The organism is Kitasatospora sp. NPDC097643 (assembly GCF_040302625.1).
GTDB lineage: Bacteria > Actinomycetota > Actinomycetes > Streptomycetales > Streptomycetaceae > Kitasatospora.
Map to the genome: position 1 here is coordinate 117,828 of NZ_JBEOSA010000013.1, position 15,654 is coordinate 133,481.

The following is a 15,654-nucleotide window of genomic DNA, read 5'->3' on the forward strand; positions in this document are numbered from 1 at the left end:
GGACCACTCGTACGAACGGGTTTGACCGCCGCCGACCACGCGGCGGCGGTCCCGGGCCGGTGCGTGCCTGGGGCCGGTGCGCGCCTAGGGCCGGGCGACGCGGGCCACCCAGGCGGCCGGGTCGTGGATCTCCTCCTTGGTCGGCAGCGTGTTCGGGGACGTCCACACCCGGTTGAAGCCCTCGATGCCGACCCGCTCCACCACCCCGCGCACGAACACCGCGCCGTCCTGGTACTGGCGGAGCTTGGCGTCCATCCCGAGCAGCCGGCGCAGCACCAGGTCGAGCCGGTTCGCGCCGCGGTCCCGGCGCTGCTGGAACTTCTCCCGGATCTCCGCCACCGACGGCACCACCGCCGGGCCGACCCCGTCCATCACCACGTCCGCGTGGCCCTCCAGCAGCGACATCACCGCCGTCAGTCGGCCCAGGATCTCGCGCTGCGCCGGCGACTGGACGATCTCCAGCAGCCCGGCCGAGGCCGTACCCTCCCGGCCCCCGGCGCCGCCCGGCAGCCCGCCACCACCGCCACCGAGCGAACCCGCCGCCTCCCGCAGCCGCTCCAGCAGGGCGCCCGGATCGACGTCCGTCTCCGCGAGGAAGGACTGCACCTCGGACTGGATGTGGTCGCGCAGCCACGGCACCGCGGTGAACTGGGTGCGGTGGGTCTCCTCGTGCAGACAGACCCAGAGCCGGAAGTCGGACGGGTCGACGTCCAGCTCCCGCTCGACGTGCACGATGTTCGGCGCCACCAGCAGCAGCCGGCCCGGGCCCGGGCCGTCCGGCCCCAGCCGCGGCTTGTCGAACAGCGCGGCCGGGCTGTCCGGCGCCTCCAGCGAGGGCTCCGCCGGGGCGAAGGTCTCGTACTGCCCCAGCACCTTGGTGGCCAGGAAGGCCAGCAGCGCGCCGACCTCGAGCCCGGTCGCCTTCTCCCCCACCGCGCCGAAGACGCTCGCCGTCGAACTGTTGGCCCGTCGCGCCTGCAACTTCTCCACCAGCGGCTGCACGACCGTCCGGAACCCCGCCACGTTCGCCCGCACCCAGCCCGGCCGGTCCACCACCAGCACCGGCGTCGCGGCGGCCGCCGCCAGACTGCTGGACCGCATCCCGGTGAACGCCCGGACGTGCTCCTCCGCCTCCAGGGCGTGCCGGCGCAGCTCGGCGACCACCGCCGCCGCCTCCGCCCGGCTCACCTCCGGCCCCGGCCGAACCAGCCTGGTCGCGGTTGCGACCGCGAGATTCCAGTCGACCATGTCAGCACCGCCGCTCGCGCTCGTCATGCCCTCACGGTACGTGCTCGGGCCCACCTGGGGGAGCCACCTGCCCGCACCCCACCCCAATCCGCGCCCCACCCGGCAAACCCCCAACACCTCACACCCGCCCACGAGTCACCGCCCGGACCCGCCTGACGAACCCCCGGCCCCGCGGCGCACACACCACTCGGCGCAGCGGCCCACTACCGGAGAGGCGGACCGACCGACGCCGCCCCGCCTGCCGTACGGCGGGCGGGGCGGCGTCGGGGGCCAGCGAGCCGGGTCAGTGGCAGCCGCAGGTGGTGAGGCGGGCGACGATGCGGTCCATGGCGGCGCGGGCGGTGTCGGCGGGGGCGGCGGTGCGGGTCATCACGGCGAAGGCGAGGAGGCGGCCTTCGGCGTCGACGACGGTGCCGGCCAGGGTGTTGACGCCGCTGAGGGTGCCGGTCTTGGCGCGGATCAGGCCGGCCGCGTCGGCCGCCCCGGAGCCGGAGCCGAAGCGCTTGCCGAGAGTGCCGGTGAAGCCGGCGATCGGCAGGCCGGTGATGACCGGGCGCAGGGTGGGGTGCTGCTCGGAGGCGGCGAGGGAGAGCAGGTGGACCAGGACGACCGGCGGGATCGCGTTGCCGGGGTGCAGGCCGCTGCCGTCGTTGAGGGACACTCCGGACATCGGCACGCCGAGCTTGGTGAGCTCCTTCACGACGGCGGCCGCGGCGCCCTCGAAGCTGGCCGGCTGGTGGGCGGCGATGGCCACCTGACGGGCGATCGCCTCGGCGAGCTGGTTGTCGGAGTTGGTCAGCAGGCGTTCGACCAGCCTGGCGATGGTCGGCGAGTCGACCCGGCCGAGCACTGCGGCGGTGGCAGCGGCCGGGGCGGTGGCGGGCTTGGCCTTGCCCTCGACGGTGATGCCCTGGGCCTTGAGCAGGGCGGCGAAGCTCTCGGCGGCCTGATCGGCCGGGTCGGCCACCCGGTTCGGCGCCTCCTCCCGGCTCTTGGGGTCGGCCTTGCCCTCGTCGACCATCAGCGGGACGACCAGGGCGATGTTCTGCGCGTCGTGGTTCTTGTGCTTCGGGTCGCCGTTGTACAGCGACAGGTCGTAGTCCAGCTTGACGGTGGTGGTGCCGTCGGCCTTGAGGGCGGCGGCGGTCTGCTTGGCGAGCGCGTCGAGCGAGGCGGGGGCGGTGTCGGCGTCGACGGGCTGGCCGCCGATCTGGACCTGGTCGGCGGGCAGCGCGGTGAGCGTCGGGTCACCGCCGCCGACGAGGGTGATCTCGCCGGGGCCCGCGCCCTTGACCACCCGGGTGGTCAGCCGGGTGTCGGCGGGGAGCAGCGACAGGGCCGCGACCGAGGTGGCCAGCTTGGTGGTGGAGGCGGGCGTGGCCGGGGTGTTCTCCCCGGAGCCGTACAGCAGTTGGCCGCTCGCGGCGTCCGCGACGGCGACCGTGACGGTGCCGAGGTTCTTGTCCCCGAGGGCGGCGGCGAGAGCCTGCTGGAGGCCCGTCCCGGTGGGAACCGCGGCGGCCGACCCGGCCTCGGCGGAGGCGAGGACGGTCCCCACGGTGGGGACCGGGCGGGCGGCCGGCGAGCCGCTGCCGCTCGGGGTCCGCCCGGGGGCGGTGGCAGCGGTGCCGGTGGTGGGGCCGGTGGTGGCGGACGGTTCGCCCGGGCGGGTGGTTCCGGTCTCGCCGGGCTTGGGCTTGCCGGTGCCCTTGCCGTGGTCGCCCTTCTTGCCGTCCCGGTCCTCGTCCTCGCCCTGTCCGGCGGTGCGACCGCTCGGGCTGGGCGACGGCTGCGCGTGCGCTCCACCCGAGGTCAGGACCGTCGTGGCGACGAGCAACACCACCCCGAACAGCCCGGCCGTCGTCCCCCTGCGGCGGCGCGCCGCCCCGACCCCTGCTCCCACCGACCGGCCCCTTTCCTGAGCACTCACTCCCGTAGGAGACACTTGGATTCTGTCAGTCCCTACCTTGGAGGAACCGTTGGAGTTCGACGTCCTTATCGAAATCCCGAAGGGCTCTCGTAACAAGTACGAGGTCGACCACGAGACCGGCCGTCTGCGGCTCGACCGGATGCTCTTCACCTCGACCCGCTACCCGGCCGACTACGGCTACGTCGAGGGCACGCTCGGCGAGGACGGCGACCCGCTGGACGCCCTGGTCATCCTGGACGAGCCGACCTTCCCGGGCTGCCTCATCAAGTGCCGCGCGATCGGCATGTTCCAGATGACCGACGAGGCCGGCGGCGACGACAAGCTGCTGTGCGTCCCGGCGACCGACCCGCGCTGGGAGCACCTGCGGGACATCCACCACGTGTCGGAGTTCGACCGCCTGGAGATCCAGCACTTCTTCGAGGTCTACAAGGACCTGGAGCCCGGCAAGTCCGTCGAGGGCGCCAACTGGGTCGGCCGTGCCGAGGCCGAGGCCGAGGTCACCGCTTCGATCAAGCGTCTTGCGGAGCAGGGCGGCCACTGAGCCGTCGTTCCGATCTCGTTCGATCACGACGGTTCGAGGCAGGTCGGGGCAGCCGGAGGCCGGGGTCCGCGGATTCGTCCGCAGGCCCCGGCCTCTGCCGTTCCCGGATGTGTCCGGATGTCCCCTGGGGGACACCCGGCGGGCGTCAGTCCTCCAGCCGGAAGCCGATCTTCAGGCCGACCTGGTAGTGCTTGATCCGGCCGTCCTCCAGATGGCCCCGGACCTGCGTCACCTCGAACCAGTCGAGGTTGCGCAGCGTCCGGGAGGCCCGCTCGACCCCGTTGCGGATCGCGGCCTCGACGCTCTCGGTCGAGGACCCGACGATCTCGGTCACCCGGTACACGTGGTCAGTCATGACGGACTCCCTCAGCTGTGCGACGGCCCCCGGTCCACCGTGCACCGCCACCGGTCGGCCCGCACGCCGACAGGGGCGAAGGAGCGCAGGACGCGCTAGAACGCCGCCCGGACCCCGCCCACCGGGACGCCGCCGCCCAGCAGCGGGGCCGCGCCGATCCGCTCCACGGTGTCGTCCGGCGCGGTCACCCCGAGCCGGCGCAGCGCGGCCGCCAGGACCGGGCCGCGGGCCCGCTCCCCGCCGTCGTCGATCTTGAAGGCGAGCGCCCGACCGTCCGGCAGCGCCACCACCTGGACCGCCTCGGCGCCCATCTTGGACAGCGCGCCCGGGACGGCCCGCATCAGCCAGGTGTCGGCCCGGCGGGTGCCGGCCACGTACTCGGGGTGGGTGCGCATCGCGTCGGCCACCCGGCGCGGCGCGCTGTCCTCGGCGGCCAGCAGCAGGCTCCGGTAGCCGCGCGCCAGGCCGGTCAGGCTGACGGCCAGCAGCGGTGCGCCGCAGCCGTCCACGCCGGCGTGCGCCGCGGTCTCGCCGGTGCCCTCCTCCAGGGCCTCGCGGGCGAGCTCCTGGATGGGGTGGGCGGGGTCGAGGTAGCCCTCGGTGTCCCAGCCGTTGGCGACACAGGCGGCCAGCCAGCCGGCGTGCTTGCCGGAGCAGTCCATCAGGATCGGGGCGCGGCCGCCGCCGGAGCCGAGCAGGAGTTCCGCCTCGGTCTCGTCCAGCGGCAGGTCGGCGGGGGTGCGCAGGGCGGATTCGTCGAGCCCGGCAGAGCCCAGGATGGTCCGCACGCCGGCGAGGTGAAACGATTCCGCGGAGTGGCTGGAGGCCGCCAGGGCCAGCAGCGCGCCCTCGATCGCCAGCCCGGCCCGCAGGGTGGCCACCGCCTGGAACGGCTTGGCGGTCGACCGGGGGAAGACCGGCGCGTCGGGGTCGCCGAGCGCGAACTCGACCGAGCCGTCGGCGGCGAGCAGCACCAGCGAGCCGTGGTGCCGGCCCTCGGTGAAGCCGGAACGTATGACCTCGGCGAGCACGGCCGGGGTGGCGGACTGGGACATGGCGGGTGGCCTTCCGGGGTGAGGGTGAACCGGGGGCGAACCGGGCCCCCGCCCGCCCGCGGCGCCTCACCCGGTCAGAGCGGGCCACCCGTGAGCAGGTCGTCGACCCGTGCCTCCCCATCACGGTACCTGCGGGTGATCTCGGCATTGCAACCGTCGGCGGTGCGCAGCAGCAGCTGCCGCCGCCCGGACACCTCGCGCTCGTGCGCGCGCAGCCGCTCCAGCGCGGCCAACAGCTCCTCGGCCGGGTGTGCGGCCAGGTCGGCCAGCTGCACGTCGCCCATCAACGCGTCGGCCTCCAGCTGCGACTCGTACCCGCGCGGCGGCCCGAGCGTGACGTGCCGGGCCGAGCGGCGCACGGTGGAGGGCGCGTCGGTGAGGATCGCGGGCAGCCGGTCCAGCAGGTCGCCGGCGGGCCCGTCGCCGCCCGGCCCGGCGGGCCGCAGCGGGCCGCCGCCCGGCCGGCGGTCGAGCTCGGCGCGCAGGATGTCCATCCGCCCGTGCAGCAGCCGCCGCAGGTACGAGAGGTCCTCCTCCTGCTCCAGGGTCTCCCGGCGCAGGGTGCGCAGCTGGTCCAGGCCCAGCCGCTCCAGGTCGGGCTCCGCCCCGGGGCCCGCCGCCGGGAGGGCGGGGCCCACCGCCGGCTCCGGGCCCCCGGTGTCCCCGGCGGCCCGCGCCGCCGGTCCGGACCGGTACCGCGCCGTGCTGCTCGCGTCCATCACCCAACCACCTGCCGTCGTCCGATCCCGCCCGCTCGCGGCGCCCCGTCCCTGCCGCCGGTCCGGCCCGTCCCCGACGGGCTCGCGCGCCCGTCCGGTGGCACGCCCGGGCACCCCCGAAAGGTTCCGGTTCCCGGTCGGAACCACCCACCCGGACGACACCGCCGGAACACCTGTCCTACCGGCTCGACCGCCCGGCCGAACCCGGCCCGGCGCGGCGGACCTCGTGGCGCCCCGGACCCTCCGTACGGTCCCCCAGCGTGCCACCCCACCCGGCGCGCGCGCACCGCCCGTGCACCCGAACGGCCCCCTGGCGAACGGGGGTGGCTGATATGACGAGGCCTTTCGCCTGGAAGAGCGGCGCCCACTCCCGCGCAGGCGCACACCCCCCGGCGCACGGCCCCACGCGCGCGCCCCACCGATGTGCCCCGGGCCGGGCAGGCCCGCACAGGAGGTCGGGCACAATGGCCGCATGCGAGCAGTGGTGCAGCGAGTGACCGAGGCCAGGGTGACGGTGGCCGGGGAGACCGTCGGCGCGATCGAGGGGCCCGGGCTCTGCGTCCTGGTCGGCGTCACCCACGACGACACCCCCGCCAAGGCCGCCCAGCTGGCCCGCAAGCTCTGGACGCTGCGGCTGCTGCCGGAGAACGACGAGGGCGTCGAGCAGAGCTGCTCGGACCTCGGCGCGCCCCTCCTGGTGATCAGCCAGTTCACCCTCTACGGCGACGCCCGCAAGGGCCGCCGCCCCACCTGGAACGCCGCCGCCCCCGGCCCGGTCGCCGAGCCGCTGGTGGACGAGGTGGTCACCCACCTGCGCGCGCTCGGCGCCAAGGTGGAGACCGGCCGGTTCGGCGCGGACATGCAGGTGGCGCTGGTGAACGACGGCCCGTTCACCGTCCTCGTGGAGGTCTGACCGCCGGGCGGGCCCTGAGCGGGCCCGCCGACGGCCGGCTGACGGCCCGCGGACGGCCTACTGCGGGACGATCACGTCCTGGTTGCCCAGCACCGTGCCGGCCAGCAGCACCGCGTCCACCGGAACGTTCCGCTTGACGATCGCCAGCGCGATCGGCCCCAGCTCGTGGTGGCGCGCCGAGGAGGTCACGAAGCCCAGCACCCGCCCGTCCGGGTCGGCCGCCAGCCGCACCTCGGTGCCGTGCGGGGGCAGCGACTCCTCGGTGCCGTCCAGGTGCAGGAAGACCAGCCGGCGCGGCGGGCGGCCCAGGTTGTGCACCCGGGCGACCGTCTCCTGCCCGCGGTAGCAGCCCTTCTGCAGGTGCACCGCGGTGCGCAGCCAGTCCACCTCGTGCGGGATGGTGCGGTGGTCGGTCTCGAAGCCGAGCCGCGGCCGGTGGTCCTCGATCCGCAGGGCCTCGTACGCCCAGATCCCGGCCGCCGGGCCGTACCCGGCGGTCAGCTCCGCCAGCTCGGCGCGCGGCACGAAGAGATCCCGCCCGTACGGGAGTTCGCGGACGGCGACGGCACCCTCGGCGGAGACCGGGGAGCCGGCCGGCAGGTGCACCACCGCGTACTCGGCGGTCGCGTCGGCGATCTCGGCCCGGTAGAGGAACTTCATCCGCTCCAGGTAGGCCACCAGCTCGCCCTGGGTGCCCGGCTCGACGTGCACCCAGGTGGTGGTGCCGTCGTCGACCAGGTAGAGCGCGTGCTCGACGTGCCCGTGCGCGGAGAGCACCAGCGCCTCGACGGCCTGCTGCGGCGGCAGCTCCAGGACGTGCTGGGTGAGCAGCAGGTGCAGCCAGACCAGCCGGTCCTCGCCGGTGACGGTGACCACGCCGCGGTGCGAGAGGTCCACGAAGCCGGTGCCCTGGGAGAGGTTCCGTTGCTCCCGGAAGATGTCGCCGTAGTGGGCGGCGACGCCCTCGTCGACTCCCTCGGCGGGGACGGCTCCGGGCAGGGCAAGCAGCGGGCTCTTCATACCGGCCAGCTTACGACCGGCCCTCCGCGCGCTCGGCGGTGCAGTCGGCGCAGCGGCCGAAGATGGCGAAATGCTTGAGATCGGTGTCGAAACCGTGCTGCTCGCGCAGGCTCCGGATGAGCGGCTCGGCGATCTCGGTGCCGGTCTCGGTGACCTTGTCGCAGTCCCGGCAGACCAGGTGCAGGTGGTGGTGGCGGCCGGCCAGGTGGTAGGTCGGGGCGCCGTGACCGAGGTGGGCGTGCGAGACCAGGCCCAGCTCCTCCAGCAGCTCCAGGGTCCGGTAGACGGTGGAGATGTTGATCCCGCTGGCGGTCTGCCGGACGTGGCAGAGGATGTCGTCCGGGGTGGCGTGGTCGAGGACGTCGACGGCCTCCAGCACGAGCTGCCGCTGCGGGGTCAGCCGGTAGCCGCGTTCGCGCAGGTCGGCCTTCCAGTCGCCGGAGAGCTGCCAGTCGGTGGTGCCGGTTTCCGCCACGGTACTGTCCCTGCCAAGTCGGGGGTCCTGAGGCAAGTGTAGGGACCGGCCCCGGGGCCGGTCCCTACCTCACGGTCAAGCGCTCGTGCTCAACGGAAGAACGCGATGCCGTCGTCCGGCAGGTCGTTGATGTCCTTGATCAGCTGCGCCGGGCTGAGCACCTTCTTCAGCTGGGCCGACATGTACGGGCGCAGCGGCACGTTCGGGGCGGCCTTCTCGCCGACCCAGAGCAGCTCCTCGTTGACGAAGCCGTACAGCCGCTTGCCACCCGAGTACTCCGGCGAGCCCTCGATCCGCGCCACCGCGTCGGTGGAGACGTCGATCTGCGGCTTGCCGTCGGCCAGCTCGCCGTACCAGATCTCGACGGTGCCGTCGTCCCGGACGGAGGAGATCTCGATCCCCCGGGCGCCGCTGGTGCCGTGGGCGTTGCTGGTGATGCGCCAGAAGGCGTGCTCGTTCTCCAGCGGACGGACCTTCTCGCCCTCGGCGTCCAGCACCCAGGTACGGGAGCGGAACTCCAGGAAGGGGCGGCCGTCGTGCCGGATCACGATCTCCTGGCCGAAGTTGCACTTCTCCGTGCCCGGGAAGTCGTAAACGCCCGCGCCCTCCCAGGTACCGAGGAGGAAGGCGAGCGGGACGACGTCCTTGTGGAGGTCAGAGGGGATCTCGATCATGTTCCTGGTCGCTGTCGTCGGTGTGGGGCTGCCTCAACCGTACGGCAGGCTCAGCGCTGGCCCTGGTAGAGCTTCATCACCGAGAAGATGGCGAACCAGGTGATCAGCACGGCCATGAGGGCCAGCAGACCGTCGAAGAACATTTCCAGACCGGACACGGGGGGCTCCCAGGCGGCGACAGTGTGGTGGATTTTGCTGGCGCTCACTCTATCCGCCGGGCACCGGCGGTTCGCGGTGAGCCCCACCACGTCCGCGGTCCGGCGATCACTCCCCCGCCGCCGAAGGTTTGCCCCGGTGATCCGGCGATTACGCCGACCGGACGTTGCGGGCCCTCTAAGGTGGCGCCATGTCGAAGAAACTCGTCATCAAGGTCACTGCAGGGGCGGACGCGCCGGAGCGGTGCTCGCAGGCGTTCACGGTCGCGGCGGTGGCCGTCGCCAGCGGGATCGAGGTCTCGCTCTGGCTGACCGGGGAGTCCTCCTGGTTCGCCCTGCCGGGGCGGGCGGCGGAGTTCGAACTGCCGCACGCGGCCCCGCTGCCGGACCTGCTGGACTCGATCCTCGCAGCCGGCTCGGTGACCCTGTGCACCCAGTGCGCGGCGCGGCGCGGGATCGAGCAGAAGGACACCGTCGAGGGCGTCCGGATCGCGGGCGCGCAGGTCTTCGTCAGCGAGATCATGGCCGACGGCGTCCAGGCGCTCGTGTACTGACGCCCACGGGCGGCTGCGGCGGCTACGGACGCTGCTCGTGGTCGGGGCGGTCCCGGTCGTGTCCTGGCTCGTCCCACTTCGGGTCGTCCCAGCGCGGGTCGTTCCACCAGTCGTCATCCGGGTCCCGCTTGTTGGCGAACACCGCGGCGGCCGGCGGGATGACCATCGCGACCAGGCACAGGCCGATCGCGGCGGGCACGGAGAAGAACCGCACCACTCCCCAGGCCAGGACGAACAAGCCCAGGCACACACCCATCATGACGTAGTAGTAGCGACGCCTCCGCCTTGCCTGCACGTCTCCACGGTACGACCGAAGGCCCCTGCCGGAGCAGGGGCCTTCAGTGCTTCGTCGCGTCGGTCAGACCGCGATCGCGACCTCGACGGCGGTGCCCTGGGAGGCCACCACCTGACGGTCCACGGTCTGGCCCGGGACCAGCGCGCGCAGGGTCCACTTGCCCGGGCGGGCGAAGAACCGGAACTGCCCGGTCGCCGAGGTGGGCACCTCGGCCGTGAACTCGCCGCCCTCGTCCAGCAGCCGGACGTAGCCGTTGACCGGCTCACCGTCGCGGGTCACCGAACCCTGGATGATCGTCTCGTTCGCCACGTCAACTCCTGCCAGGTCCGGGCCGCCGGCCTTCGCACCGCACATGTCTGTCTTCCCTTCTGACTTACGGTCGAGCCGGAGGCTCAGTTGCTGCCGAGCTCGATCGGCACGCCGACCAGGCTGCCGTACTCGGTCCACGAACCGTCGTAGTTCTTCACGTTCTCCTGGCCGAGCAGCTCGTGCAGGACGAACCAGGTCAGCGCGGAGCGCTCGCCGATGCGGCAGTAGGCGATGGTGTCCTTCGCCAGGTCGATGCCCTCGGCCTCGTAGAGGGCCTTGAGCTCGTCGTCGCTCTTGAAGGTGCCGTCGTCGTTGGCGTTCTTCGCCCACGGGATGTTGCGAGCGCTCGGCACGTGGCCGGGGCGCTGCGACTGCTCCTGCGGGAGGTGGGCCGGGGCGAGCAGCTTGCCGGAGAACTCGTCGGGCGAGCGGACGTCGACCAGGTTGAGGCTGCCGATGGCGGCGAGCACGTCGTCGCGGAAGGCGCGGATCGAGGAGTCGGCGGCCTGCGCCCGGTACTCGGTGGCCTCGCGGGCCGGCACCTCGGAGACCAGGTCGCGGGAGTCCAGCTCCCACTTCTTGCGGCCGCCGTCCAGCAGGCGGACGTCGCCGTGGCCGTACAGCTTGAAGTACCAGTAGGCGTAGGAGGCGAACCAGTTGTTGTTGCCGCCGTACAGGACGACGGTGTCGTCGTTGGCGATGCCCTTGGCGCTGAGCAGCGCCTCGAAGCCGGCCTGGTCGATGAAGTCGCGGCGGACCGGGTCCTGGAGGTCCTTCTTCCAGTCGATCCGGACGGCGTTGCGGATGTGGTTCTTGTCGTACGCGGAGGTGTCCTCGTCGACCTCGACGATGACGACCTTGGGGTCGTCCAGGTGGGCCTGGACCCAGTCGGCGTCGACCAGGACGTCGCTGCGGCTCATGGTGGTGTTCTCCATCCGAGGGCGGTTGGCGGAAGGTGCTGCTCAGCGGGGGTGCCCGAGCGGCCACGGTCCGAATATCCGTCCGAATAGCGAGACGGGAGCGGGTGTCCGGGGCGACCGGGCGGGAGATTGCGGGGTGCGGCCGGGGCGTTCGGCCGAGACGGCCGGACTACGTCACCGGGGAGATCGGCGGCGGGCGTCAACTGCCCTGCCACAATGCCGAGTTAGCGCATTCGACACAGACAGGCGGCCACGCGGCACAGGTCGACCGCCCGCCGCTTCGTGAGATCCGTCTGTCGCTTCATGTCGACGATGCTAGGGACACCGAAGGCTCGCTGTCATCAGCGTATCGAATATCGAGACCAGATGAATCGAATGCTGAGATTTGACCCCGTCATGGCCTGCGGCCACCGGCCGCGGGCGGTCCGGCGCCGCCCGGGCGGCACACAACGGGCGGAAACGGCACCGCTCCGCGGTCGGCCCTGGACGGGCGCGTCTCGCGGAGCGGAACGGAGGGGAGCTGAACGGAGGGAGTGGAACGGAGCGAAGCGGATCGGCAGAGCGGCGATCAGCCCAGCAGCCTGACGTCCTTGCCCTCGAAGGTCAGCTGGAGGCCGTCCGGCTGCGGCGTCGCCCCGTCCGCCCCGGCCAGCTTCAGCCCGGCCGGGAGCTGGTCCAGGGTGAAGCTCATCGGCTCGAACCGCTGGTTGGTGGCCCCGGCGAGCATCCCGGCCAGCCCGTTCAGGCGGAAGCCGTCCGCCGTGACGGTGTTCCCGTCGTTGTGCACCGAACCCTCGCCCTGGAGCGGTCCCAGCGAGGCCTTGATCTTGCCCGGCCCGCCGTACGACAGGGTCAGCCGGGCGTTGGCGGGCACCGGCAGCGCGGACGAGCCCTTCAGCAGCTGCGAGGCCGGCGGCAGCAACTGCGCGAGGTCCGCGTAGGTGATCAGACCGGTGCCGGTACCGCTGTCCACCGTGGCGCTCTTCATGCTGTCGCTCACCGCGACCCCGGAGAGTCTGGCCTTGAAGGAGTGCAGCGCCACCTGGCGGCTGCCGTCACCGACGGTCAGGCCGTCGGAGGAGATCCGGACGTCGTCCAGCTTCATCGACACCGCCTGGGTGAGGAACGGGAAGCCCTCGATCGACACGTCCGGGCGCTGGCTCATCCGGCCGCTGCTCACCAGTTGGTCGGCGGCCTCGTCCTCGGCCACCCCGACGGCTATCCGGTCCGCCCCCACCAGCAGTCCGGAGAGCACCACCAGGCCGATCGTCGCCTTCAGCCATCCGCGCATCGCTGTCCCCCGTCGTCGCCGGTCGCTGTCGTTCGCCGTTCCGTGGCGGCCGCTCCGTCGCGGCCGCGCCCGCACGACCGTACGACGTCCCGCCCCGGAGCATGGTTCCGGGGCGGGACTCGGGCAGGACTGGCCGGGACCGGCGGGGGGTCAGCCCGCGAGCAGGTCGGTGGCGATCCAGATCAGCGGCGCGGCCACCGCCAGCGGCAGCGCCACGCCGGCCGTCATGTGCACGAAGCGGGACGGGAAGTCGTACGCCGCGACCCGGCGGCCGACCAGCGCCCCCAGCCCGGCGAGCGCCCCCAGCGCGAGCGGCGCGCCGACCAGCAGGCCCAGCAGCACGGCCGCCGCCAGGCCCAGCACCGGGCCCAGCTGCTTCGGCCCGGGCAGCGGCGCCGCGGCCAGCACGGTGGCCAGCGCCACCGCGCCCACCCCCGCCGGGACCCACGCGGCCAGCAGCAGCGCGGTGCAGAGCGCGGTCACCACGGTGGCCGAGCCGAGCACGGTCAGCGCGTAGAACCGTTCCTTCGGGTCCGACGGGCGGAACGTCTGCAGCACCAGGACCAGCAGGAAGAACCCGCCGAGGGTGCCCACCACGGCCGCGACGCCGTTGTCGGTGTCCGCGAGCAGCACGGCCGCGTCCGCGGTGAACCCGGCCAGCGCGGCGAGCGCGATGCCCTGGCGGGCCGGCCACATGCCGTTCAGCCGGAACCAGCCGGCCGCCGTCAGCACCTGGAGCAGCGCGACCACCAGGGCCAGCGCCACCTGTCCGAGCGCGGCGCCGCCGGCCAGCAGGGCCGCGGCACCGGCGGTGATCAGCGCGGGCTGTAGGCCCGGGTCGATGATCGGCGAGCCGGTCCGGCCGCGCGGGCCGGCCTGCGGAGCGGGCTGCGGCGCAGGCTGGGACGGCACGCCCGGGTACGGCGGGCCGACGGGAGCACCGGGCACCGGGCCGGGGGCGACCGGGCGCTTGAGCGTCATGGTCGGCGGGTCGAAGGCGGGCGCGGCCGGCTGCGGCTGCGGCACGGGAGCCGCGGCCGGCATCGGGGCCGGCGTCGGGCCCGGAACCGACGGAGCGACCGGCATCGCGCCGGAGACCACCACCGGCGGCAGCAGCGTGGTCGCCGCCGCATCGTCCAGCGCCGGAACGGGCGGCAGCAGCGTGGTGGCGGCCGCGTCGTCCACCGGCGGCTGCCCGTATCCCGGGTAGCCGTACGGCGGCTGCCCCTGCACGGGCTCCTGCGGGAACTGCTGGTACTGCTGCGGCTGCCCCTGCTGGTACTGCTGCTGGTACTGCTGCGGCGGCAGGGGCTCCTGCGGCTGCTGCGGCCAGCCGCCGTAGCCGGGCTGGTTCGCGTTGTTCATGTCCGTCACGCCGCTCAGCCTCCCGCGAACGGCGGCAGCACCTCGACCGTCCCGCCCTCGGTGAGGGCGACGGTCGCGTGGTCCCGGCCGCCGACCTGGGCGCCGTCGACCAGGTAGGAGCAGTGTCCCAGCAGCTGGACGAGCTTCGGGCGGTCGGCGTGCCGCGCCCTGGCCGCCGCCAGCGCCTCCGCCAGGGTCGCCGCCTCGTACGGCTCCTCGGCCAGCCCGGCCTCGGACTTCGCGGCCGCCCAGTAGCGGATCGTCCCGCGCACCCGGGCGCCGCTCGCGGGCTCGGTGGTCGCACCCATGGGGCCACCCCTTCTCGTCGTCCTCGCCCGGCCCCGGTGACCCGGTCCGGTTCGACACCGCCGCGGCCGCCCGACCACCCGAAAGGTGGACCCGCGCGCCGCCGCCGATGTGCGTCCCATGATGGCGTGTCCGTCGTCGCGACCGGCAATCGCCCTGGCCGGGCGGGCACCGAGGACCACTCGAAGCTGTGTCCAGGCTCACCCGGCGCACGCCCGAAATCCCCCACCCGCCGGATTCGAGCCCTCCCGGTGGGGAAGGAGGTCGGCTATCCTCGTCCTCCAAGAGGGATCCGGGCAGAGTCGCCCCCGGGTCCTTTTGTGCTTTCAGGACGCCAGTACGGACGTTCTTGCGAATCGTCGGCCCACCCCCGGCGCGGAGCAGGAACCGCCCCGCCTCTCGCGGCACAACGACGTGCCCCGGCCGGCCGGGGTGTCGTCACCCGGTGCCGGGCCGCCGCCCGGGGCCGGACCAGACCGGAGGGTTCGCGGGATGAGCAGGGCAGAAACGGTGCGCCAGAGGTTGCGGGACCTCGGGCACGCGCGCCGTCGCGCCCTGCGCGCCCCCCGATCCTCCGATGCGCCCCGTACGCCCGTTCCTCTCCCCCTCAGCTCAGCACGTGCGCCATTCGGCTGTGGCGGCAGCCGTCACGCGACCGCGACGACCCGGAAAGGGGACTACCGGGTATGAGTTCTCTCCTCCTCCTCACCAACGCACTGCAGCCCTCCGCGGAGGTGCTGCCGGCTCTCGGCCTGCTGCTGCACAACGTCCGGGTGGCCCCGGCCGAGGGGTCGGCCCTGGTCGACACCCCCAGTGCGGACGTCATCCTGGTCGACGGCCGGCGTGACCTGCCGCAGATCCGCAGCCTCTGCCAGCTGCTGCGCTCCACCGGCATCGGCTGTCCGCTGATCCTGGTCGTCACCGAGGGCGGCCTGGCCGCCGTCACCGCCGACTGGGGCATCGACGACGTCCTGCTGGACACCGCCGGCCCGGCCGAGGTCGAGGCCCGGCTGCGGCTCGCGCTCGGCCGGCTCCAGGTGGCCACCGACGACAGCCCGATGGAGATCCGCAACGGCGACCTCTCGGTCGACGAGGCCACCTACTCCGCCAAGCTGAAGGGCCGCGCGCTCGACCTCACCTTCAAGGAGTTCGAGCTGCTCAAGTACCTCGCCCAGCACCCCGGCCGGGTCTTCACCCGGGCGCAGCTGTTGCAGGAGGTCTGGGGCTACGACTACTTCGGCGGCACCCGGACGGTGGACGTGCACGTCCGGCGGCTGCGGGCGAAGCTCGGCGTCGAGCACGAGCAGCTGATCGGCACCGTGCGCAACGTCGGCTACCGCTTCGTCGTCCCGGAGAAGCCGGAGAAGGGCGAGCGGCCCGAGCTCGCCCAGCGCCCGTCGGAGCCGCTGGAGGCCTGACCGGCGCGCCGGGCGGGCGCTCCCCGCCCGGCTTGTCCGGTTCGTCCCCTCGACACCCCCCGGCCATCCCCCGGTGGCCCCAGGTCCCACTGCCGGTGCGAACGCCACACG

Annotated in this window: 19 protein-coding genes; 4 read left to right on the forward strand and 15 right to left on the reverse strand. The window is 73.5% G+C overall.

Annotation, left to right across the window (positions count from 1 at the left end; all coding sequences use genetic code 11):
* Positions 1 to 84: 84 nt before the first annotated feature.
* Positions 85 to 1,275, reverse strand: coding sequence for an Rv3626c family coenzyme F420 biosynthesis-associated protein (locus ABTY15_RS12005; RefSeq protein ID WP_350580472.1), 1,191 nt, complete (start codon positions 1,273 to 1,275; stop codon positions 85 to 87).
* Positions 1,276 to 1,531: 256 nt separating this feature from the next.
* Positions 1,532 to 3,151 carry a D-alanyl-D-alanine carboxypeptidase/D-alanyl-D-alanine endopeptidase gene (gene dacB, locus ABTY15_RS12010; protein ID WP_350580475.1) on the reverse strand — a complete coding sequence of 540 codons (1,620 nt, stop codon included), beginning with the start codon at positions 3,149 to 3,151 and terminating at the stop codon, positions 1,532 to 1,534.
* 76 nt (positions 3,152 to 3,227) lie between these two features.
* On the opposite strand from dacB, the gene ABTY15_RS12015 reads away from it, so the two are divergent.
* Positions 3,228 to 3,719, forward strand: coding sequence for an inorganic diphosphatase (locus tag ABTY15_RS12015; protein WP_030244505.1), 492 nt, complete (start codon positions 3,228 to 3,230; stop codon positions 3,717 to 3,719).
* Positions 3,720 to 3,864: 145 nt separating this feature from the next.
* On the opposite strand, the gene ABTY15_RS12020 is transcribed toward ABTY15_RS12015, so the two are convergent.
* The 3 genes from ABTY15_RS12020 to ABTY15_RS12030 all read right to left on the reverse strand — a co-directional run bounded on the left by ABTY15_RS12020 (position 3,865) and on the right by ABTY15_RS12030 (position 5,848).
* Positions 3,865 to 4,074: a dodecin gene (locus ABTY15_RS12020; RefSeq protein ID WP_350580478.1), complete on the reverse strand. Its 210-nt coding sequence runs from the start codon at positions 4,072 to 4,074 to the stop codon at positions 3,865 to 3,867.
* 95 nt (positions 4,075 to 4,169) lie between these two features.
* On the reverse strand, positions 4,170 to 5,129 hold the full coding sequence (locus ABTY15_RS12025; RefSeq protein WP_350580480.1) for an asparaginase: 960 nt from the start codon (positions 5,127 to 5,129) through the stop codon (positions 4,170 to 4,172).
* 74 nt (positions 5,130 to 5,203) lie between these two features.
* Positions 5,204 to 5,848: an RsiG family protein gene (locus ABTY15_RS12030; RefSeq protein ID WP_350580483.1), complete on the reverse strand. Its 645-nt coding sequence runs from the start codon at positions 5,846 to 5,848 to the stop codon at positions 5,204 to 5,206.
* A 472-nt stretch (positions 5,849 to 6,320) separates the two neighbouring features.
* On the opposite strand from ABTY15_RS12030, the gene dtd reads away from it, so the two are divergent.
* Positions 6,321 to 6,761: a D-aminoacyl-tRNA deacylase gene (gene dtd / locus ABTY15_RS12035; protein WP_350580486.1), complete on the forward strand. Its 441-nt coding sequence runs from the start codon at positions 6,321 to 6,323 to the stop codon at positions 6,759 to 6,761.
* 57 nt (positions 6,762 to 6,818) lie between these two features.
* Here dtd and ygfZ read toward each other — a convergent pair whose 3' ends face one another.
* The 3 genes from ygfZ to ABTY15_RS12050 all read right to left on the reverse strand — a co-directional run bounded on the left by ygfZ (position 6,819) and on the right by ABTY15_RS12050 (position 8,930).
* Complete coding sequence (gene ygfZ, locus ABTY15_RS12040) at positions 6,819 to 7,781, reverse strand: CAF17-like 4Fe-4S cluster assembly/insertion protein YgfZ (RefSeq protein WP_350580488.1); 963 nt, start codon at positions 7,779 to 7,781, stop codon at positions 6,819 to 6,821.
* A 10-nt stretch (positions 7,782 to 7,791) separates the two neighbouring features.
* Positions 7,792 to 8,256, reverse strand: coding sequence for a Fur family transcriptional regulator (locus tag ABTY15_RS12045; RefSeq protein ID WP_350580492.1), 465 nt, complete (start codon positions 8,254 to 8,256; stop codon positions 7,792 to 7,794).
* Between the two features lie 89 nt (positions 8,257 to 8,345).
* Positions 8,346 to 8,930, reverse strand: coding sequence for a heme-binding beta-barrel domain-containing protein (locus ABTY15_RS12050; RefSeq protein ID WP_350580495.1), 585 nt, complete (start codon positions 8,928 to 8,930; stop codon positions 8,346 to 8,348).
* A gap of 346 nt (positions 8,931 to 9,276) precedes the next feature.
* Here ABTY15_RS12050 and ABTY15_RS12055 point away from each other — a divergent pair, with 346 nt between their 5' ends.
* Complete coding sequence (locus ABTY15_RS12055; RefSeq protein WP_350580497.1) at positions 9,277 to 9,639, forward strand: DsrE family protein; 363 nt, start codon at positions 9,277 to 9,279, stop codon at positions 9,637 to 9,639.
* Positions 9,640 to 9,661: 22 nt separating this feature from the next.
* Here the strand turns inward: ABTY15_RS12055 and ABTY15_RS12060 are convergent, their stop codons facing one another.
* The 7 genes from ABTY15_RS12060 to ABTY15_RS12090 all read right to left on the reverse strand — a co-directional run bounded on the left by ABTY15_RS12060 (position 9,662) and on the right by ABTY15_RS12090 (position 14,127).
* Complete coding sequence (locus tag ABTY15_RS12060; protein ID WP_350580500.1) at positions 9,662 to 9,934, reverse strand: DUF3099 domain-containing protein; 273 nt, start codon at positions 9,932 to 9,934, stop codon at positions 9,662 to 9,664.
* Between the two features lie 63 nt (positions 9,935 to 9,997).
* The gene (locus tag ABTY15_RS12065; RefSeq protein ID WP_030059605.1) at positions 9,998 to 10,288 is read right to left on the reverse strand and encodes a DUF1416 domain-containing protein; all 291 of its coding nucleotides are present in this window, start codon (positions 10,286 to 10,288) and stop codon (positions 9,998 to 10,000) included.
* Positions 10,289 to 10,326: 38 nt separating this feature from the next.
* Positions 10,327 to 11,163, reverse strand: coding sequence for a sulfurtransferase (locus tag ABTY15_RS12070; RefSeq protein WP_350580503.1), 837 nt, complete (start codon positions 11,161 to 11,163; stop codon positions 10,327 to 10,329).
* Positions 11,164 to 11,387: 224 nt separating this feature from the next.
* On the reverse strand, positions 11,388 to 11,468 hold the full coding sequence (locus ABTY15_RS12075; RefSeq protein ID WP_350517234.1) for an Ms5788A family Cys-rich leader peptide: 81 nt from the start codon (positions 11,466 to 11,468) through the stop codon (positions 11,388 to 11,390).
* 263 nt (positions 11,469 to 11,731) lie between these two features.
* Entirely contained in the window at positions 11,732 to 12,454 is a 723-nt protein-coding gene (locus ABTY15_RS12080) for an LmeA family phospholipid-binding protein (RefSeq protein ID WP_350580506.1), read from the reverse strand.
* A gap of 150 nt (positions 12,455 to 12,604) precedes the next feature.
* The gene (locus ABTY15_RS12085) at positions 12,605 to 13,828 is read right to left on the reverse strand and encodes a hypothetical protein (protein WP_502893482.1); all 1,224 of its coding nucleotides are present in this window, start codon (positions 13,826 to 13,828) and stop codon (positions 12,605 to 12,607) included.
* A 5-nt stretch (positions 13,829 to 13,833) separates the two neighbouring features.
* Positions 13,834 to 14,127, reverse strand: a complete 294-nt coding sequence (locus ABTY15_RS12090; RefSeq protein ID WP_049659718.1) for a MoaD/ThiS family protein — start codon at positions 14,125 to 14,127, stop codon at positions 13,834 to 13,836.
* A 684-nt stretch (positions 14,128 to 14,811) separates the two neighbouring features.
* On the opposite strand from ABTY15_RS12090, the gene ABTY15_RS12095 reads away from it, so the two are divergent.
* Positions 14,812 to 15,543, forward strand: a complete 732-nt coding sequence (locus ABTY15_RS12095) for a response regulator transcription factor (RefSeq protein ID WP_350580510.1) — start codon at positions 14,812 to 14,814, stop codon at positions 15,541 to 15,543.
* Positions 15,544 to 15,654 lie beyond the last annotated feature (111 nt).